The organism is Streptomyces sp. NPDC000878 (assembly GCF_053599695.1).
Genome location: NZ_JBSFMT010000011.1, coordinates 101,723 through 120,229, shown reverse-complemented (window position 1 = coordinate 120,229; position 18,507 = coordinate 101,723). Strand labels below are relative to the sequence as shown.

Genomic DNA, 18,507 nt, shown 5'->3' with positions numbered 1-18,507 from the left:
GTTCCGTCGGCCAACCCCTTGACTACGCTGCACGAATGACCACCGCCCTCACCCTGCTCCCGCGCGTCGCCTATCGCGGGCAGGAGGTCACCGCGCCCCGCCTCCGCGCGCTCCTCGCCCTCCTCGCGGGCGACCCGCGCACCGGCTGCAGCACCGAGCGGCTGGTGGCCGGGCTTTGGCCGGACGAGTTGCCGGAGCGGCCCGGCAAGGCGCTCCAGGTGCTGGTGTCCCGGGCGCGGGCCCAACTCGGCGCCGACGTCGTCGCGAGCACGCCGACCGGATACCGGCTCGCCCTCCCCGAGGACCAGGTCGACAGCTCGGCCCTGCTGCTGCACGCCTCCGCCACCGCGGACCGGGCCAGGGCCGGGGACCACGCCGGGTCGCTGGCCGCCGCCGAGGCTGGACTCGCCCTGTGGGAGGGGAGCACGGACTCCGGCTCCGGCGGTGACAGCGACGACCCCGTCACCGCCCTGCGCGCCGAGCGTGCCCCCGTCCACCGCGCCCTCGCCCGCGCGCGGGCCCTCGCTCTCGCCCGGCTCGGCCGGCACTCGGAGGCCGCCGGGCCGCTGACCGCCGTAGCCTCCGAGCATCCGCGCGACGAAGAGGTGCTCGCCGAGCTGCTGCGCGGCGAGGCCGCGACGGCCGGGCCGTCCGCCGCGCTGACCCGGTACGAGGCGTATCGCCGCGAGCTGCGCGAGACGCTCGGTACAGATCCGGGGTCTCAACTCAAAGCCGTGCAGCGGGAGTTGTTGCGTGGCGGCGAGGCGCCCGTGGTCCGGCACGGGGTGCCGCACGAACCCAATCCGCTCCTCGGGCGGGACGACGACATCGCCGCCGTGGAACAGCTGCTGCGTGCCTCCCGCGCCGTCACCGTCGTCGGCCCGGGAGGACTGGGCAAGACCCGGCTCTCGCACGCCGTCAGCCGCCGCGCCGAGCAGCGCGTCGTGCACTTCGTGCCGCTCGCCGGTGTCACCACTAACGACGAAGTGGCCGCGGAGGTGGCCTCCGCGCTCGGCGCGGGGGAGAAGCGGCCCGGCGCCCTGGGCGGCCACGACCCGGTGACCGGCATCCTCGGCGTGCTCGGCTCCGGGCCCGCCCTGCTCGTCCTCGACAACTGCGAGCAGGTCATAGCCGGTGCCGCGGGCCTCGTACACGCCCTGGTCTCGTCCTCCCGGGACCTGCGGGTGCTCGTCACCAGCCGCGCGCCCCTCGGGCTGACCTCGGAGGCCGTGTACGCGCTGCCCGAACTCCGACTCGCCACCTCCGTCGAGCTGTTCACCCAGCGGGCGCGGGCCGCCCGGCCCGGTGTGGAGCTGCCGCCGGACGCCGTGGCCGGGCTGTGCCGCCACCTCGACGGGCTGCCGCTCGCCGTCGAACTGGCCGCGGCGCGCGTACGGGTGCTGTCGGTGCCGGAGATAGCCCGCCGCCTCGGCGACCGCTTCGCGCTGCTGCGCGGCGGGGCCAGGGACGCGCCGGAACGTCACCGCACCCTGCACGCCGTCGTGGACTGGAGCTGGAACCTCCTCGACGAGGAGGCCAGAGCGGCGCTGCGCCTGCTGTCCGTCTTCCCCGGCGGCTTCTCCGGCGAGGCGGCGGAGCACGTGCTCGGCGAGGACGCGCTGCCGCTGCTGGAGCAACTGGCCGACCAGTCGCTGCTCACCGTCGCCGACACCCCGGCCGGTGCGCGGTTCCGGATGCTGGAGACCGTACGGGAGTTCAGCGCGGCCCGGCGTACGGAGGCGGGCGAGGACGAGGCGGCCGTCGGCCAATTCCTTGCCTGGGCACGGGACTTCGGGGTCACGTACCACGACTGGTTCTTCGGCTCGGGACCCCTGTCCGCCTGGGAGCAGGTCAGGGCCGAGCAGGACAACCTCGTGGCGGCCCTGCGGCACGCCCTGGCCCGTACGGACGGCCCCGCCATCGCCGCACTCACCGCGGTCCTCACCGCCCTGTGGTCCACCGGCTCCAACTTCACCCGTCTCACCGCCCTCGCCGCGGACACCGGCCCGCCGCTGTCGCACTACCGCCCCGAGCCCGAGTACGTCGAAGTCGCCCGCGCCGCCGCGGTGTTGTCCACGGCGACCCTGTTCATGGGCTACGGCCCGCACGTCGTGCGCCAGCTCGTCACCCTGCGGCGGCTGCCCCCGGCCCCGCCGGACACCCTGGTGCGCGCCATCGCGGTGGTGCTGGCGGCGGTCCCCGACATGCGGCCTCCGGACCACGACGTTCTGCGGAGGCTCTGCGCCAGCGATCAGCCGCTGCTCGCCGGTATCGCCGAGTGCGTCGCCACGTACGTCTGGGAGTACGAGCACGACCTCGACCGCGCGCTCGCCTCGGCCCGCCGGATCGTCGCCGTACTGGGACCGGTCGACAATCCGTTCCTCCAGGTCATGGGCCACGCCCGGCTCGGTGAGCTGTGTCTGAGGACGGAGCGGGGCGAGGCCGCGTACCGGCATCTCAAGGCGGCGCTGGAGGCGCTGCCGAGGCTCGGTGACGAGCACGACTCCATCGGCGTACGCAGTGGTCTCGTCCTCGCCTGTCTGCACCGCGGCGACCCCGACGAGGCCGAGTACTGGCTGCGGCAGATCGAGGGCCACAACGCCCCGCAGCAGGACGACTTCCACAGCCCCGGCCTCGGCGGGCGCGCCGAGATCGCGCTCGCCCGCGGGCTGACGGAGGTCGGGCTCGGCCTGTGGCGTAGCGCCGTGGAGGGGATGGCCGAGGCCTCCTCGCTGCACAGCGACGATCCCTTCCTCGACCGGTGGGTGCTTCAGATCCAGTCGGCGGCGGTGACGGCACACGCGCACGTCGGCCGTCTGGAGCCGGTCGCGGAGGTGGTCGAGCGGCTGCGGCAGGCCCTGCGGACCATGCTCGACGGTCCGGCCGGCTCGCCCATGGAGCTGCTGTACGGGACGGCGCTGCATGCCCTCGGCATGGCGGGGCTCGCGTCCGGCGACGACCCCTCGACCTCCGTTCGGATGATCGCGCTGGCCGAACGGCTGCGGGTGCTGCGCGACTACCAGCCGACGATGTCGGCGGACCGCGCCCGGCGGGCGGTCGGGGCCGCCGGGAACGCTGCCAGGGCGGCCTACTCCGACGCGGTGTCGGAGTACGCCGCCCTGGAGCGGGACGAGTTGCGGGAGGCGACCCGCGCGGTCATGGCGGTTACTTCGGGTCGCGGTTGAACTGTGCCGTCGACCAGCGGTAGCCGAGCGCACTCAGGCCGACGCACCAGGCGATGGCGATCCAGCCGTTGTTGCCGATCTCGGTACCGAGGAGCAGACCGCGCAGGGTCTCGATGGCGGGGGTGAAGGGCTGGTACTCGGCGATCGGCTGGAACCAGCCCGGCATGGTGTCGGCCGGGATGAAGGCGCTGGAGATGAGCGGGAGCAGGATCAGCGGCATGGCCATGTTGCTGGCCGCCTCGGGGTTCGGGCTGGCCATGCCCATACCGACCGCGATCCAGGTGAGGGCGAGGGAGAACAGGGCGAGCAGTCCGACTGCCGCCACCCACTCCAGGGCCGTCGCGTCCGTGGAGCGGAACCCGATGGCGACGGCGACGACACCGACGAGGACCAGGCTGGCCATGACCTGTAGCACGCTGCCGACGACGTGCCCGACGAGCAGGGAGCCCCGGTAGATCGCCATCGTGCGGAAGCGGGCGATGAGGCCCTGGGTCATGTCCATGGAGACGGCGATCGCGGCGCCGATCACGGTGGAGCCGATGGTCATCATCAGCAGGCCCGGGACGATGTAGGCGATGTAGTCGGAGCGGTCGGCGCCGCTGCCGCCGATGCCCGCGCTCATCACGTCACCGAAGACGTAGACGAAGAGCAGGAGCAGCATGATCGGCGTGAGCAGCAGGTTCAGGGTCATCGACGGATAGCGGAGGGCGTGCAGCAGGTTGCGGCGCAGCATCGTGTTCGAGTCGCGCACGGCGAGGGCGAGGGCACTGCTCATCGGACGTTCTCCTTGGAGTGGCTGGGCTGGCTGGGGACGTCGGTGGTGCCTGTAGTGGAGGTGGGACCGGTGGTGGGACCGGTCAGCGCGAAGAACACGTCGTCCAAGTCGGGGGTGTGCACGGTCAGTTCGTCCGCCTCGACCCCGGTGGTGTCGAGCCAGTCGAGGATGGAGCGCAGCTCGCGCTGGCTGCCGTCGCTGGGGATCTGGAGCGCGAGCGCCTCGTCGTCGCGGGTGACCTCGCGCAGGGCGGCGGCGGCCGACCGGTAGGCGTCGGGGTCGGTGAAGCGGAGGCGGACGTGGCCGCCGGGGATCAGCCGCTTCAGCTCTTCGGCGCTGCCCTCCGCGGCGATCTTCCCGTCGTTCAACACCGCGATGCGGTCGGCGAGTTCGTCGGCCTCTTCGAGGTGCTGGGTGGTGAGGAAGACCGTCACCCCGTCGGCGACCAGCCCGCGGATGATGCCCCACATGTTGTGCCGGGAGCGCGGGTCGAGGCCGGTGGTCGGCTCGTCGAGGAAGATGATCCGGGGGCTGCCGACGAGGGTCATGGCGAGATCGAGGCGGCGCTTCATACCGCCGGAGTAGGTGGAGGCGGGCTTGGTCGCGGCCTCCGTCAGGTCGAACCGCTCCAGCAGCTCGGCGGCGGCCTTCCGCCCCTCCTGCCGGGGCAGGTGGTGGAGGTCGGCCATGAGGAGCATGTTCTCCTCGCCGGTGATCAGGCCGTCCACGGCGGAGAACTGGCCGGTGACACCGATCGCGGCCCGAACCGCGTGGGGGTGGGTGGCGAGGTCGTGGCCGCCGACGTGCAGGTCGCCCGCGTCGGCGGTGATGAGGGTGGACAGGATCTTCACGGCGGTGGTCTTGCCGGCGCCGTTCGGGCCGAGCAGGGAGAAGACGGTACCGGCGGGCACCGACAGGTCGATGCCGTCGAGGACGGTCTTGTCCCCGTAGGCCTTGCGCAGCCCCTGGGCCGCGATGGCGGGTGAGTGCGATGTCGTCGAGGTCATGCCGAGGAGATTGCGGCAGGGCGCATTCAGCGCGGTTTCACCATGGTTTCAGTGCCCTGGAACCGGGTGCGCCCGCAGGTCTGCCCCCGGGGACGCCGACACTGCCCCCTTTCCTCTGTCCCCCGCCACCGCCCCTGCCTTAGACACGGAACGGAGTGAAAGACCGGGGAACGCCGGGTGATCGAAGGAGAGTCGGCGCATGCGCGACCAGAGCCGCCGGGACGACAAGGGCGCTGACGGCAAGGACCCCCTCCGTGTCGCCCCGCGCCGCACCGACGCACAGCGCACGACCGCGACGGGGACCGGGACCGCCGCCACCGGTCTGCGCCACGGCATGCCCGGCGCCGCCGGACTCCTTTCCCTGCAACGCACCGCCGGCAACGCCGCCGTGTCCCGCGCCCTCGCGGTGCAACGGCACGCCGGCTGCCTGGAGGAGGACAAGGAGCAGGAGCAGGTGCAGCGCAGTACCGGCACCGGCGTCCACGACGTCCTCGGCACCTCCGGGCGCCCGCTGCCCGGGGAGGTCCGCCAGGACATGGAGGCCCGGTTCGGCGGCACCGACTTCGGCGACGTACGCATCCACGACGACTCGGCGGCCCGCCGGTCCGCGCAGGAGATCGGGGCGCGTGCCTACACCTCCGGCAGTCACATCGTCATCGGCGACGGCGGCGGCGACCGGCACACCCTCGCCCACGAGCTGACCCATGTCGTCCAGCAGCGCCAGGGCCCGGTCGCGGGCACCGACCGAGGCGACGGCCTGAACGTGTCCGACCCCTCGGACCGGTTCGAGGTGGCCGCCGAGGAGAACGCCCGCAGGGTCCTCGCCGAGCCCGTGCAGCGGGCCGCGGACCCGGGCACCAGGGCCGGCGCGACCACGGCCACCGGCCACGACGTACAGCGCGCCGGCTCGTCCCGGGGTACGGCCACCGTCGACCGGCCGGCCAGGCGGCAGCGGGTGAAGGTCGAGGACTGCGCCGAGTTCCTCGCGGGTCCGTCCTACACCCGGTCCGCCACCCGCGGGGCCGGCGGGGTGTACTCCTACGCCGTACTGGGCCCCAACGGCTACTCCAGCAGGGGCACCGACGCCGACAGCAGCCTGCCCCGCGCGATCAAGGACGCCCGGAGGACGTACGACATCCGCTTCGTCGCGGGACACCTGCTGAACGCGGACTTCGGCGGCGACGGCAAGGACGCGAAGAACCTGACGATCCTGACCCCGGGCGCCAACTCGAGCATGAAGGCGTTCGACAACCCGATCAAGAACGCCATGGCCAACCTGTACAACGTGTACAAGGAGCTGTCCAGGCTCTACCTGCCCATCGACCGGCTGCAATACGGGATCGAGATCAAGGTCAGCACCAGCGGCCCCGACCACGTCTGGGACTCCACCAGCTATCCCGCCGAGTGCATCTCCTCCTACATCCACACCTCGGCGAAGGTTCTCGGCGAGTCGACGATTGACCGCTGGTACACGGACTATGTGGACGGCGGACAGTACGACGTCGAGACGAACCAGCGCTGGGCCGACGTACAGGCGAAAATGGCCGACGTGCGCACCTGGGTGGCACACGCGAACGCGAACGACATGCACGACAACGAACAGCGGTGATCACCGGTGGTCACTGGCGATCACTGGTGATCGCCAGTGGTCCTCGGTGAGGATCACTAGGCCCGCGCCGTCCCCGTCCCCTTCTCCGCGTCCAGCGCGTACACGCAGCGGTCCTTGCTGCACGCGTACACGACCCCGTCCTTGACCACGGGCGCACCCGTGATCTCGCCGCCGGTCGCCAGCTTCCAGCGCAGCCGGCCGTCGTCGGCCTTCAGGGTGTAGAGGAGGTGGTCCGTCGAGCCGAAGTGGATCCGGCCCTCGGCGACCGCCGGGGCGCCGACGATGTCGCCGCCCGCCTGGAAGCGCCACTTGGGGGTGCCGGTGACCGCGTCGAGCGTGTAGAGGCCCTTGCCGCTGCCCACGTGGACGTGGCCTGCGGCCACCAGGACCGGTTCGATCGACGCCCGCGACTCCGTCGCGATCCGCCAGCGGTCGCGCCCGTCCGCCGCGTCGAGGGCGTACACCGTGCCGAGGTAGTCGGCGAGGTAGACACCGCCGCCCGTGACCGCCGGGCCCGGGGCGAAGGTGGGCGGTGAGAGGAAGACCGCCGGGGCCTCGAAGTGCCAGCGGACATGGCCGCCGGAGACGTCGATCGCCAGGACGCGGGTGCCCGCGGAGACGTACACCTGGCCGTCGGGGCCCGGGGTCAGCCGGACCGGGACCCCGCCGCAGGAGGCGGCGTCGCCGATCGGGTAGGACCAGCGCTCGTCACCCGTACGGGCCTCCAGGGCGCGCAGCCGCCCTTCCTTCCACACGAACACCGTGCCCTCGTGGACGAGGGGCCCGGCCTCCGGGGACTCGAAGTCCGTCTGGACGCCGGCGTGCTCCCACAGCTTCTGGCCGGTCGCCGCGTCCCAGCCCTGGACGCCGCCGCCGCGCGTACCGGTGACGACCGTGCCCCGGTCGGCCTTGAGGGAGTACACCCAGGCGTCCGTGGACAGCCGCCACAGGTCCATGCCCTCGCGGGCGTCGAGAGCGAACAGGGTCGGTCCGTCGGAGGCGTGGATACGGCCGTCCGCGACCGCCATCGACCAGGCGACGTCCCTCGTCTTGAAGCGCCGGCGGCCCGTCATCACGTCCAGGGCGTGCACCTCGAAGGAGGTGACGTAGACCAGGTCCCCGGCGACGGCCGGGGTGCCCCAGACGTCGTTCGACATCCGGAACCGCCACGGGCGCCAGCCCGCCGGGGACTCCGGGGGCAGCGGCGGGGCGGCCTGCACGGGGTTCGGGTCGGCGCCGTTGACCCCGGGGCGCGGGCGCGACCAGGAGGCGACCAGACCGGCCTCGGGCGGGGGCGCCTGTACGGCGGCGGCGCGCACGTCGGAGACGCGCGGACCGGGGCCGATGGGCACGGGGGCGCCGGCCAGCCGGACGGGGCCGGTGTCGGGCGCTCCGGTGGGTACGGGGGCCGGCATGGGGCCGGGTACGAGGCCCGGTCCCGGGCGGGGGTCGAAGGGCGGCGGGTCGTGGGAGGGCGGGGGCGGGATCGCCAGTCTGCCGCCGCTGCGGCCACCGGACGACTGCGGCTTCGGGGCCGGGCGTCCGCCGCGGCGCGTCTCGATGAGGGTCACCGCCCGTTCGGGCAGCCACGCGGACGCCGTACCGCTGTCGTCGGAGCCGGAGCCGTAGAGGTGGGGGGCCAGCTGGGCCTGGAGGTCGGCCGGGTTGGGGCGGCCCGTCGCCTCCATCTGCATACAGGACTCGATGAGCGGGCGGAGTTCGTCCGGCAGGCCTTCGAGGTCCGGGCCCTCCCGCAGCAGCATGAAGACCGTCTCGACCGGGTTCGCGCCGTGGAAGGGGGCGTGTCCGGTGGCCGCGAAGACCAGCATCGAGCCGAGCGAGAACACGTCGCTGGCGCCGGTCACGCTCCGCGAGTCCTTCGCCTGCTCGGGGGACATGTAGGCGGGCGTTCCGACGGCGACGTTCGTCATCGTCAAACGCGTGTTCGAGACGCCGGACGCGATACCGAAGTCGATGACCCGGGGACCGTCCTCGACGACGAGCACGTTGGAAGGCTTCAGGTCACGGTGCACAAGACCGGCCCCGTGGATGGACTGCAGCGCCTCCGCGACCCCCGCCGCGAGCCAGCGCACCGCCTGGGCCGGCATCGGCCCGCACTCGTTCACTATCTCCTCGAGGGAGGGCGCGGGGACGTACGCGGTGGCCAGCCACGGTACGGCGGCCCGCGGATCGGCGTCGACGACGGCGGCCGTGTAGAAGCCGGAGACGGCCCGCGCCGCCTCCACCTCACGCGTGAAGCGCACCCGGAACAGCTGGTCCTCGGCCAGCTCCGTCCGGACCGTCTTGATCGCCACCCGCCGGCCGGAGGCCGAGCGCGCGAGATAGACCAGCCCCATGCCGCCGGCACCCAGCCGTCCCAGCACCTCGAACGGCCCGATCCGCCGCGGATCGTGCTGCGTCAGCTGATCCACCACTTGCCTGCCACCTCCCCGTACGAGCCGCGTCACCTACATATGTACGCGACCCCGTGCAGCGTCTCACCACCGCCACCGCCTTGGCGGCACGCACCCCGATTCTTCCTGGCCGGGGCACAGGTTGCGAACTCGGGTCCGAAACGGGGTGTCTCCACACAACCCGGGGCAAAACAGGTCGTCGCGCGGGCCTTTCCGACCCTGCTCACGCCCGCCCGTACCCGCTCCCAGCGGCTCATTTCCGGAGCAGTGCGAACGACGCTCCCTGATTGTCCGTGACGACCGCCACATTCCCGTACGAAGTGTCGAAGGGCGTCGACTGGACGCGCCCGCCGAGCCGGTTCACCGTCCCCAGGGCCTCCGCCATGTCCTCGACGGCGAAATGGACCAGGAAATGCGGCGGCATCTCGACCGGAAACACCTCGGACACGGCGGCCCGGCCGAAGTCGGGGGCCGCGTCCGGGCCGAACAGCGCCTCGTGGAAGAGGTTGCCGTAGAAGGTGTTCACGACGGCGGTGTCCCGGGCGTACAGCTCGGCCCAGGCGAAGGTGCCGGGCTCGTGCCGGCGGCCGAATCCGGGGTGCGTACCGGCCTGCCAGAGGCCGAAAACAGCGCCGTCGGGGTCGGTGACCAGCGCCGTCGTGCCCAGGTCCCCCACGGGAACCGGCGCGGTGATCACCTGTCCGCCGGCCGCGTGGATCCGGGCGACGAGAGCATGGGCGTCCGGGGTGGCGAAGTACACCGTCCAGACGGTGGGCATACGGCCGTCCGTCTTGTGGGCGAGGGCGGCGACGGGTTCGCCGTCGCACAGGGCCTGCACCAGGCCCTCCTTCTCCTGGAAGGACCACCCGAAAAGCTCACCGTAGAAACGCTTGCCCGCCTCTACGTCGGGCAGCTGGGCGTCCACCCAGCACGGGACGCCCTCTGTACCGGCGGATGCCCTGTTTTCGGCCATACCGTCAAGTTAACGGTCCTTCACGCATCCCGCAGGGCAGCGACTGGAGCAGCACGGCAGTAGCAAAGGATCAGGCGCCGGACCAGGCACAGCCGCCTCTCACCAGCCCTCCCACCGCCCTCTCACCGCTCACAGATCACCATTGCACCCCATTTGCAGTCGGCCGAATCGCGCTCCGATCACCCCTCGGTAAGCTGACGGCATGACAGGACAAGTGCGTACCGTCGACGGCCGTGTGGCCGGCCGGCGTGGGCAGGCGACCCGGCAGAAGCTGCTCGACTGCCTCAGCGAGATGCTCAGCTCCTCCCCTTACCGGGACGTCAAAGTCATCGATGTCGCCCGGAAGGCGGGGACTTCGCCCGCCACCTTCTACCAGTACTTCCCGGACGTCGAAGGCGCCGTCCTGGAGATCGCCGAGCAAATGGCCGCCGAGGGCGCTGGGTTGACCCAGCTGCTCGCGGGTCGGTCATGGGTCGGCAAGGCCGGCTGGCAGACCGCCCAGGAACTCGTCGACGGGTTCCTGGAGTTCTGGCGCAGGAACGACGCGATCCTCCGGGTCGTCGATCTGGGCGCCGCCGAGGGCGACAAGCGGTTCTACAAGATCCGCATGAAGATCCTCAACTCCGTGAACAACTCCCTTACGGACACGGTCACCGAGCTTCAGGCCAAGGGCAGGGTCGACAAGGACGTCAACCCCGCCGCGATGGCCGGCTCCCTGGTCGCGATGCTCGCGGCGGTGGCCTCGCACCAGAGAGGCTTCCAGACCTGGGGTGTGAAACAGGCCGAACTGAAGCCGAACCTGGCCCTGTTGGTCCACCTGGGCGTGACCGGCAAGAAGCCGACGAAATAGCCGACGCGTCCCCTTACTCCAGGTTCCGCAGGCCCTGCCGGGCCCAAGTCCTGTCACGCAGGCGGTGGTTCACTCCGGTTCCGTCCGGGTGGACCACCGCCTGTCGCGCATCTGCCTTACTGGCTACGGGTGTTCGGCTCCATCATCAGCTTCATCGGCTTCAGCGCCGTACGATCCTGAAGATCCGTATCTCTCGCTCGACCCGCGCTTGGTACGTCGCGTACGGCGGCCAGAACGCGAGCAGGGCCTTCCAGGCGGCGGCCCGTTCCTCACCGGCCAGCAGTTGGGCCCTGACCGGGATGTCCTCCCCTTTCCAGCTGACCTCGGCGTCGGGGTGGGCGAGGAGGTTGGCGGTCCAGGCCGGGTGACCGGTACGGCCGAAGTTGGACCCGATGAGCAGCCAGCCGTCGCCTTCCGGCATGCAGGCGAGCGGGGTGCGTCGTGGCAGCCCGCTCTTGGCCCCGCGCACGGTGAGCAAGACGCCGGGCAGCAGCTGGGCGCTGAGCAGCACCTTGCCCCTGGTCAGCCGGTGGACGGCTCGGTCGAGGGCGGGGACGACGTGCGGGGCGATCCGGGCGAAGGCGGGGGCCGAGGAGACCCTCTGGACCGCCTTCACGACCCTCGCGGCTGTCACTGGCATCAGACGGTCACCTCTCCCGCGTCGAACTCGTCGAAGAGCCGCGCGGCCTCGGCGGCATGGGCCCGGAGCCGGTGCACCGGGCCGAACAGCAGCTCGTCGCCTGCGGCGCGCTTGAAGTACAGCTGGGCCTCGTGCTCCCAGGTGAAGCCGATGCCGCCGTGAAGTTGGATGCCTTCGGCGGCGGCGGTGCGGAGGGATTCGATTGCCTGGGCGAGGGCGAGGGCGCCGACTCGCTCGCCCTCATGGGCCGTTGTCGCGGTTGCCCAGGCTCCGTAGTAGGCAGCTGAGCGGGCTGCCTGGACCTGGACGTACACGTCGGCGAGGCGGTGTTTTACGGCCTGGAAGGAGCCGATCGGCCGTCCGAACTGTTCGCGGGTCAGGGCGTGTTGGACGGTCAGCTCCAGGATTCTGTCGGCTGCGCCGACGGCCTCGGCGGCGAGGATTGCGGCTGCGGTGTCTCCGACGCGGGGCAAGTGCTGTGCGGGAGCCGGGTGGGTAGTTGCTTGTCCGCGGGCCGGTGGGGGCTGGTCGCGCAGTTCCCCGCGCCCCTGGAGGGGCGCGTTTCCCAGCAGCTCGGCTTGTACGTTCCGTAGTTCCAGGCGGCCTTGGGGGCGGGTCGCGTCCAGGGTTGTTTGGCGGGTGCGGGTCAGGCCTGGGGTGTTGCCCTGGACCAGGAAGAGGAAGGTTTTGGAGCGGGCGTAGCCGCCTGTGTGGGCCGGGATCAGGAGGAGTTGGGCGCTGTGACCGTCCAGTACCTGGGCCACCTGGCCGTACAGGCGCCAGCCGTCCGGCCGTTGGGTGGCCTGGACGCCTCCTGCTCGCCCCCCTCCCGCCCAGTCCCGGCGAGGCTCGCCGGTGAGGGAGAGGACGGCGGCAAGGGCCGTGCCGGGGACGGCGAGAGTCGCAGTGAGGGTGCCGGAGGCGATCCGTGGGAGGAGGTCGGCGCGTTGGGCCTCGGTGCCGAGGGCGGTGATGAGGGGGGCGGACAGTACGGCGGTCGCGAGGAGGGGGGAGGGAGCCAGGGAGCGGCCCAACTCCTCTGCTGCCAGGGCTAGTTCCGTCGTCGTACTTCCGTCGACTCCGCCGTACGACTCGGGGAGCGCCAGCGCCGGGAGGCCCAAGTGCTCGGCGAGGGCGGTCCAGAGGGCCGGGTCGTACCCGGCCGGGGTGTCGACGGCGGCCCGTACGTCACCGGGTGAGCAGCGCTTGCGGAGCAGCTCGCGGAGGGTACGGCGGATGTGGTCCTGCTCGGGGGTGAAACGGGCGTCCATGACCAGTCCCCCTGGTTCCTTCTCCCGCTTGGTTCCTGATGTCTGACGGTCCGTCATATTAGGGCGGACGCCCTCTGCCGCACAGAGCCAGAGCTGATATACCGTCAGATTCATGGTGAGTCGACGACGGATGGGCAGACGGTGAGCCGGAAGGTCGCGATCGTCGGGGTGGCCCTGTCGGACTGCGGCCGGGTGGACGACGTAACCCCTTACGCACTGCACGCGCAGGCCGCCCGGCGGGCGCTGGCGGACGCGGGGCTGGGCCGGGAGGTGGTGGACGGATTCGCGTCCGCCGGGCTCGGCACGCTGGCCCCCGCCGAGGTCGCCGAATACCTTGGCCTGCGCCCCACTTGGGTCGATTCCACCTCGGTCGGCGGTTCGACCTGGGAGGTCATGGCGGCGCACGCGGCGGACGCGATAGCGGCGGGCCACGCGAACGCCGTGCTGCTGGTGTACGGGTCGACGGCCCGCGCGGATGTGAAAGCCGGCCGGCGGACGGGGAATCTGTCCTTCGGTGCGCGCGGGCCCCTGCAGTTCGAGGTCCCGTACGGCCACACGCTCATCGCCAAGTACGCGATGGCGGCCCGCCGCCATATGCACCAATACGGCACGACCATCGAGCAGTTGGCGTCGGTCGCGGTCCAGGCGAGGGCGAACGCGGCGCTGAACCCGGAGGCGATGTTCCGGACGCCGATCACGGTCGACGAGGTGCTCGACGGCCCGATGATCGCGGACCCGTTCACGAAGCTCCACTGCTGTCTGCGCTCCGACGGGGGCGCGGCCGTGCTGCTGGCGGCCGAGGAGTACGTCCAGGACTGCCGTACGCGGCCCGTGTGGATCCTCGGGACCGGTGAACACGTCTCGCACGTCAGCATGTCGGAGTGGGCCGACTTCACGGTGTCCCCGGCGGCGGTGAGCGGGCGGATCGCCTTCGAGCGGGCGGGAGTTCGGCCCGAGGAGATCGACTTCGCGGAGATCTACGACGCGTTCACCTATATGACGCTGGTGACGCTGGAGGATCTCGGGTTCTGCGGAAAGGGCGAGGGAGGCCCGTTCGTGGAGGCCGCCAAGGGGCGGCTGAAGGTGGCGGGCGGTGAGCTGCCGGTCAACACGGACGGGGGCGGACTGTCGGCCCAACACCCGGGAATGCGGGGGCTGTTCCTACTGGTGGAGGCCGTACGGCAACTGCGCGGGGAAGCGGGCGAGGCGCGGCAGGTGCGTACCGGGGACGGGCGGCTGCCGCGCCTCGCGGTCGCGTCCGGGACGGGCGGATGGTTCTGCTCGTCCGGGACGGTGGTGCTGGGAAGCGACTAGTTGGTGACCGTCTGTCGGCGGGGAGGGAGGCGAAGCCGGTGCGGGTGGCCCGGCCGTAGGCCGCGGGCGTTCTCCCGCCCTCGACGGAGGCGGGCGCCGCGAGTCCTGGCAGGGACACCCGATGACGCGCGGCCCAACGGCAAGCGATGTTCCGGCCGGTCAGGCACCAGCCCCTGTCACCGGCGCAGTTCGGGGATCTCGTCCGCCGGCAGGACATCGGCGATACGCCACAGCCCGATCCAGCTCTTCGGGGCGACCGACTCGTCGAGGAGTACGGCGTTGACCTGGGGGTCGGGGTCGTCGCAGGCGTCGGCGACGACGGTGACCTTGAAGCCGGTGTCGACCGCCCACCTGGTCGTGGACAGCACGGTCCCGGAGGTGGCGACACCCATGACGACGATCCGGCCGACCCCGGCGGCCTCCAGCCGCTCCCGGAGGTCGGTGGTGGCGAAGGCGCTGAAGCTGGTCTTGGTCAGCACGGTCTCGCCCTCGGCGGGGGCCAGGAGCGGGTGGATCTGCTCCTGCATGCCCTGCGGGACGACGAAGAAGACGGGCAGTCCGGCCGTACGGGCGGCGGCGAGGGCGTGTGCGGCGCGCTCGGCGACGGAGGGGTCGTGACTGAAGTTGTCGACGATGTACGTGACGTAGTCGAGGGCGAGGAACGCGGTGCCGGTGGCAGGGCTGGCGGGGGTGGCCATGGGGGCTCTTCTCCTTGCGGGGCAGGAAGCGGGGCAGAATCGGAGAGTGCGCCCCGGTTGACCACACCGTACCGGAGACAGCGCCCCGTTTAAATGCTCCAGGTAGGTTCGACGCGAGTTCAAGGCAGTCGTACGACAGTCCAAGGCAAGGGAGACCCGTAGAGATGCCGCCAGAGAACCGGCCCCTGCGCGCCGACGCCCGCCGCAACCGGGACCGGCTGCTGGAGGTGGCGCGGGAGGCGTTCGCCGCCGAGGGGCTCTCGGTCCCGCTGGACGAGATCGCGCGCCGGGCGGGCGTGGGGCCGGGCACGCTGTACCGCCATTTCCCGACCAAGGAGGGCCTGTTCGAGGCGGTGGTCCACGAGCGGCTCGACCCGCTCCTCACCGAGGCTCACGCCCTGCGCGACGCGGACGACCCGGGCGCGGCGCTGTTCACGGTCCTGGACCGGCTGGTGACGGACGCGGTGACGAAGGCGGACCTGATCGACGCGATCGCCCACGCGGGCGCCGAGGTCCAGGCAACGGTCGACGCGACCTCGGCCGACCTCCGCCGCACACTCGGCCACCTACTGACCCGAGCCCAGTCGGCCGGCATGATCCGCCCCGACATCGGCATCGCGGACCTGATGGCTCTGCTGTCGGGCCTGCTACTGGCACTACGACACCGGGCGAACGCGGGAGCGGACCCGCACCTGGCCCTGAGGGTGCTGTGCGACGGATTGAGGGCGCGGAGCGCCCGATAGGGGCGCGGGGAACTGCGCGACCAGCCACGACGGCGCCGCGGTCGGCCTCAAACAGAAGACCTACGAACAGGCCCCGCACAGCCCCCGATACGTCACCTCGACCTGGGACACCGTAAAGCCAAACCGTTCCTCCGCCGGAAGGTCCGCCAGCGGGTTACCGGTCGGGTGGACGTCGCGGATCATCCCGCAGTTGGAGCAGATCAGGTGCTGGTGGGGATGGTGGGCGTTCGGGTCGTACCGCTTGGCCCGCCCGTCCGTGGCCACCTCTATGACCTCCCCCAGGGACACCAGCTCACCCAGGGTGTTGTAGACGGTCGCCCGGGAGATCTCGGGCAGCCGCTGCGCCGCACGCGCGTGCACTTCGTCAGCCGTCAGATGGACGTGTTCGCCGTCGAGGACCTCCGCAACGACACGCCGCTGGGAAGTCATCCGCCAGCCGCGTCCACGCAGTCGCTCCAGCAGGTCGCTCATATCGTTCACCTATTCAGGTTCGGTGGAATACACGGATTTTACCAGTGGACGTCCGGGTTCCGATAGGATATGGATTTGTCACACTTCTTGACTTGGACCTTGTCCATTGTAGGATCGCTTACGGCGATGGCCAAGGGACCGGAAGAGACTCCAGTACGGCAGGAGACAGCAGCGACGTGACGGCGTGTGTGACCTCCTCCACGCGCTCCGCGTCCCCCCACCCCCAGTTCCTGAGCACGCAGTTCGTCAGCACCACCGAGATCTGCCCCGTCCGGAAGGATTCCCATGTCTGAGAACCATGACGCGATCGTCACCGACGCGAAAACCGAGGGCACGGGTGGCTGCCCGGTCGTGCACACGCGCGCCCCGCACCCGACCCAGGGCGGCGGCAACCGCCAGTGGTGGCCCGAGCGGCTGAACCTGAAGATCCTCGCGAAGAACCCGGCCGTGTCGAACCCGCTGGGCGAGGAGTTCGACTACGCCGCCGCGTTCCAGACCCTCGACCTCCCCGCCGTGAAGCAGGACATCACGGCGGTGCTGACGGACTCCAAGGACTGGTGGCCGGCCGACTTCGGGCACTACGGCCCGTTCATGATCCGTATGGCCTGGCACAGCGCGGGCACCTACCGCATCAGCGACGGCCGTGGCGGTGGCGGCGCCGGTCAGCAGCGCTTCGCCCCCCTGAACAGCTGGCCGGACAACGGCAACCTCGACAAGGCCCGCCGTCTGCTGTGGCCGGTCAAGAAGAAGTACGGCCAGAGCCTCTCCTGGGCCGACCTCATGATCCTCGCGGGCAACGTGGCCCTGGAGTCGATGGGCTTCGAGACCTTCGGCTTCGGCGGCGGACGCGCGGACGTCTGGGAGCCCGACGAGGACGTGTACTGGGGTCCCGAGAAGGTCTGGCTCGACGACGAGCGCTACACCGGCGACCGTGAGCTGGAGGAGCCCCTCGGCGCCGTCCAGATGGGCCTCATCTACGTCAACCCGGAGGGCCCCAACGGCAACCCGGACCCGCTCGCCGCGGCCCGCGACATCCGCGAGACGTTCCGCCGTATGGCGATGAACGACGAGGAGACCGTCGCCCTCATCGCCGGTGGCCACACCTTCGGCAAGACCCACGGCGCGGGCCCGGCGGACGCCGTCGGCGACGACCCCGAGGCCGCCCCGATCGAGCAGCAGGGCTTCGGCTGGAAGAGCACGTACGGCACCGGCAAGGGCGGCGACGCGATCACCAGTGGCCTGGAGGTCACCTGGACCGCCACGCCGGCCCAGTGGAGCAACGGGTTCTTCAAGAACCTCTTCGAGTACGAGTACGAGCTGACGCAGAGCCCGGCCGGAGCCAACCAGTGGGTGGCGAAGAACGCCGAGGCGATCATCCCCGACGCGCACGACCCGTCGAAGACGAAGCTCCCGACGATGCTCACGACCGACCTGTCGCTGCGCTTCGACCCGGCGTACGCGGAGATCTCCCGTCGCTTCTACGAGAACCCGGACCAGTTCGCGGACGCCTTCGCCCGCGCCTGGTTCAAGCTGACCCACCGTGACCTGGGCCCGGTCGTCCGCTACCTCGGCCCCGAGGTCCCGTCCGAGACGCTGCTGTGGCAGGACCCGCTGCCCGAGGTCACGCACGAGCTGGTCGACGCCGCCGACGTCTCCGCCCTCAAGGCGCAGATCCTCGCCACCGGCCTCACGGTCTCCCAGCTGGTCTCCACCACCTGGGCCGCGGCGTCCTCCTTCCGCGGCAGCGACAAGCGCGGCGGCGCCAACGGCGCCCGGATCCGCCTCCAGCCGCAGTCGAGCTGGGAGGTCAACAGCCCGGACGAGCTGGCCACGGTGCTGCGCACCCTGGAAGGCGTCCAGGAGACCTTCAACTCCGCGCAGTCCGGCGGCAAGCAGATCTCGCTCGCCGACGTGATCGTCCTCGCGGGTGCCGCGGGCGTCGAGAAGGCGGCCAAGGACGCCGGCTTCGACATCGAGGTCCCCTTCACGCCGGGCCGCGCCGACGCGACCCAGGAGCAGACGGACGTCGAGTCCTTCGCCGCCCTGGAGCCGACCGCCGACGGGTTCCGCAACTACCTCGGCAAGGGCAACCGCCTCCCCGCCGAGTACCTGCTGCTCGACAAGGCCAACCTGCTCAACCTGAGCGCCCCCGAGCTGACCGTCCTCGTCGGCGGCCTGCGCGTCCTCGGCGCGAACCACCAGGGTTCCTCGCACGGCGTCTTCACCGACACCCCGGGCCTGCTGACGAACGACTTCTTCGTCAACCTGCTGGAGCTGGGCACGGAGTGGACGGCGACGTCCGAGGACCAGAACACCTTCGAGGGCCGCGACGAGTCCGGCCAGGTCAAGTGGACCGGCACCCGTGCCGACCTGGTCTTCGGCTCCAACTCCGAGCTGCGCGCGGTCGCGGAGGTCTACGGCAGCGACGACGCCAAGGAGAAGTTCGTCAAGGACTTCGTCAAGGCGTGGGTCAAGGTGTCGAACCTGGACCGCTTCGACCTCGTCTGATCCATAGCTCAGCCGAGCAATGACGTCCAGGTCGGCCCGTACGGGTCGG

At 71.2% G+C, this 18,507-nt stretch carries 14 protein-coding genes; 6 read left to right on the top strand and 8 right to left on the bottom strand.

Annotated features, from left to right (window positions below; translation table 11 throughout):
• Positions 1–35 precede the first annotated feature (35 nt).
• Complete coding sequence (locus tag ACWDR4_RS13180; protein ID WP_450407664.1) at positions 36–3,185, top strand: ATP-binding protein; 3,150 nt, start codon at positions 36–38, stop codon at positions 3,183–3,185.
• Here the strand turns inward: ACWDR4_RS13180 and ACWDR4_RS13175 are convergent.
• Together ACWDR4_RS13175 and ACWDR4_RS13170 are read right to left on the bottom strand one after the other, a co-directional pair.
• A complete protein-coding gene (locus tag ACWDR4_RS13175) occupies positions 3,166–3,960 on the bottom strand; it encodes an ABC transporter permease (RefSeq protein ID WP_450407661.1) in 795 nt (264 codons plus the stop codon). The two genes, ACWDR4_RS13180 and ACWDR4_RS13175, sit on opposite strands and share 20 nt — an antisense overlap.
• A complete protein-coding gene (locus ACWDR4_RS13170; RefSeq protein ID WP_450407659.1) occupies positions 3,957–4,967 on the bottom strand; it encodes an ATP-binding cassette domain-containing protein in 1,011 nt (336 codons plus the stop codon). The genes ACWDR4_RS13175 and ACWDR4_RS13170 overlap by 4 nt, the downstream gene beginning before the upstream one ends.
• 199 nt (positions 4,968–5,166) lie before the next feature.
• Here ACWDR4_RS13170 and ACWDR4_RS13165 point away from each other — a divergent pair, with 199 nt between their 5' ends.
• The gene (locus ACWDR4_RS13165; RefSeq protein ID WP_450407656.1) at positions 5,167–6,576 is read left to right on the top strand and encodes an eCIS core domain-containing protein; all 1,410 of its coding nucleotides are present in this window, start codon (positions 5,167–5,169) and stop codon (positions 6,574–6,576) included.
• 56 nt (positions 6,577–6,632) lie between these two features.
• Here the strand turns inward: ACWDR4_RS13165 and ACWDR4_RS13160 are convergent, their stop codons facing one another.
• Positions 6,633–9,011 (bottom strand): outer membrane protein assembly factor BamB family protein, encoded by a 2,379-nt coding sequence (locus ACWDR4_RS13160; RefSeq protein WP_450407655.1) that lies wholly within the window; start codon positions 9,009–9,011, stop codon positions 6,633–6,635.
• Positions 9,012–9,243: 232 nt separating this feature from the next.
• Positions 9,244–9,963, bottom strand: a complete 720-nt coding sequence (locus ACWDR4_RS13155; protein WP_450407652.1) for a VOC family protein — start codon at positions 9,961–9,963, stop codon at positions 9,244–9,246.
• Positions 9,964–10,165: 202 nt separating this feature from the next.
• Between ACWDR4_RS13155 and ACWDR4_RS13150 the strand changes: the two genes are divergently transcribed.
• Positions 10,166–10,813 carry a TetR family transcriptional regulator gene (locus ACWDR4_RS13150; RefSeq protein ID WP_450407650.1) on the top strand — a complete coding sequence of 216 codons (648 nt, stop codon included), beginning with the start codon at positions 10,166–10,168 and terminating at the stop codon, positions 10,811–10,813.
• 160 nt (positions 10,814–10,973) lie between these two features.
• On the opposite strand, the gene ACWDR4_RS13145 is transcribed toward ACWDR4_RS13150, so the two are convergent.
• Entirely contained in the window at positions 10,974–11,453 is a 480-nt protein-coding gene (locus ACWDR4_RS13145) for a nitroreductase family deazaflavin-dependent oxidoreductase (protein ID WP_450407648.1), read from the bottom strand.
• Positions 11,453–12,724, bottom strand: a complete 1,272-nt coding sequence (locus ACWDR4_RS13140; RefSeq protein ID WP_450407646.1) for an acyl-CoA dehydrogenase family protein — start codon at positions 12,722–12,724, stop codon at positions 11,453–11,455. Before ACWDR4_RS13140 ends, ACWDR4_RS13145 begins: the two co-directional genes overlap by 1 nt.
• A 141-nt stretch (positions 12,725–12,865) precedes the next feature.
• Here ACWDR4_RS13140 and ACWDR4_RS13135 point away from each other — a divergent pair, with 141 nt between their 5' ends.
• On the top strand, positions 12,866–14,038 hold the full coding sequence (locus ACWDR4_RS13135; protein WP_450407644.1) for a thiolase C-terminal domain-containing protein: 1,173 nt from the start codon (positions 12,866–12,868) through the stop codon (positions 14,036–14,038).
• Positions 14,039–14,214: 176 nt separating this feature from the next.
• Here the strand turns inward: ACWDR4_RS13135 and ACWDR4_RS13130 are convergent, their stop codons facing one another.
• Complete coding sequence (locus tag ACWDR4_RS13130) at positions 14,215–14,736, bottom strand: cysteine hydrolase family protein (RefSeq protein ID WP_450407642.1); 522 nt, start codon at positions 14,734–14,736, stop codon at positions 14,215–14,217.
• A 164-nt stretch (positions 14,737–14,900) separates the two neighbouring features.
• Between ACWDR4_RS13130 and ACWDR4_RS13125 the strand changes: the two genes are divergently transcribed.
• Positions 14,901–15,479 carry a TetR/AcrR family transcriptional regulator gene (locus ACWDR4_RS13125; RefSeq protein WP_450407641.1) on the top strand — a complete coding sequence of 193 codons (579 nt, stop codon included), beginning with the start codon at positions 14,901–14,903 and terminating at the stop codon, positions 15,477–15,479.
• A gap of 60 nt (positions 15,480–15,539) precedes the next feature.
• Here ACWDR4_RS13125 and ACWDR4_RS13120 read toward each other — a convergent pair whose 3' ends face one another.
• On the bottom strand, positions 15,540–15,950 hold the full coding sequence (locus tag ACWDR4_RS13120) for a Fur family transcriptional regulator (protein ID WP_235480054.1): 411 nt from the start codon (positions 15,948–15,950) through the stop codon (positions 15,540–15,542).
• Between the two features lie 285 nt (positions 15,951–16,235).
• Here ACWDR4_RS13120 and katG point away from each other — a divergent pair, with 285 nt between their 5' ends.
• A complete protein-coding gene (gene katG / locus ACWDR4_RS13115) occupies positions 16,236–18,458 on the top strand; it encodes a catalase/peroxidase HPI (protein WP_450407638.1) in 2,223 nt (740 codons plus the stop codon).
• Positions 18,459–18,507: the final 49 nt, after the last annotated feature.

Coding starts and splice junctions, on each gene's coding strand:
- ACWDR4_RS13120 (WP_235480054.1), bottom strand. CDS start 15,950: ATGAGCGACCTGCTGGAGCGACTGCGTGGACGCGGCTGGCGGATGACT.
- ACWDR4_RS13130 (WP_450407642.1), bottom strand. CDS start 14,736: ATGGCCACCCCCGCCAGCCCTGCCACCGGCACCGCGTTCCTCGCCCTC.
- katG (WP_450407638.1), top strand. CDS start 16,236: ATGTCTGAGAACCATGACGCGATCGTCACCGACGCGAAAACCGAGGGC.
- ACWDR4_RS13125 (WP_450407641.1), top strand. CDS start 14,901: ATGCCGCCAGAGAACCGGCCCCTGCGCGCCGACGCCCGCCGCAACCGG.
- ACWDR4_RS13180 (WP_450407664.1), top strand. CDS start 36: ATGACCACCGCCCTCACCCTGCTCCCGCGCGTCGCCTATCGCGGGCAG.
- ACWDR4_RS13145 (WP_450407648.1), bottom strand. CDS start 11,453: ATGCCAGTGACAGCCGCGAGGGTCGTGAAGGCGGTCCAGAGGGTCTCC.
- ACWDR4_RS13150 (WP_450407650.1), top strand. CDS start 10,166: ATGACAGGACAAGTGCGTACCGTCGACGGCCGTGTGGCCGGCCGGCGT.
- ACWDR4_RS13140 (WP_450407646.1), bottom strand. CDS start 12,724: ATGGACGCCCGTTTCACCCCCGAGCAGGACCACATCCGCCGTACCCTC.
- ACWDR4_RS13170 (WP_450407659.1), bottom strand. CDS start 4,967: ATGACCTCGACGACATCGCACTCACCCGCCATCGCGGCCCAGGGGCTG.
- ACWDR4_RS13175 (WP_450407661.1), bottom strand. CDS start 3,960: ATGAGCAGTGCCCTCGCCCTCGCCGTGCGCGACTCGAACACGATGCTG.
- ACWDR4_RS13165 (WP_450407656.1), top strand. CDS start 5,167: ATGCGCGACCAGAGCCGCCGGGACGACAAGGGCGCTGACGGCAAGGAC.
- ACWDR4_RS13155 (WP_450407652.1), bottom strand. CDS start 9,963: ATGGCCGAAAACAGGGCATCCGCCGGTACAGAGGGCGTCCCGTGCTGG.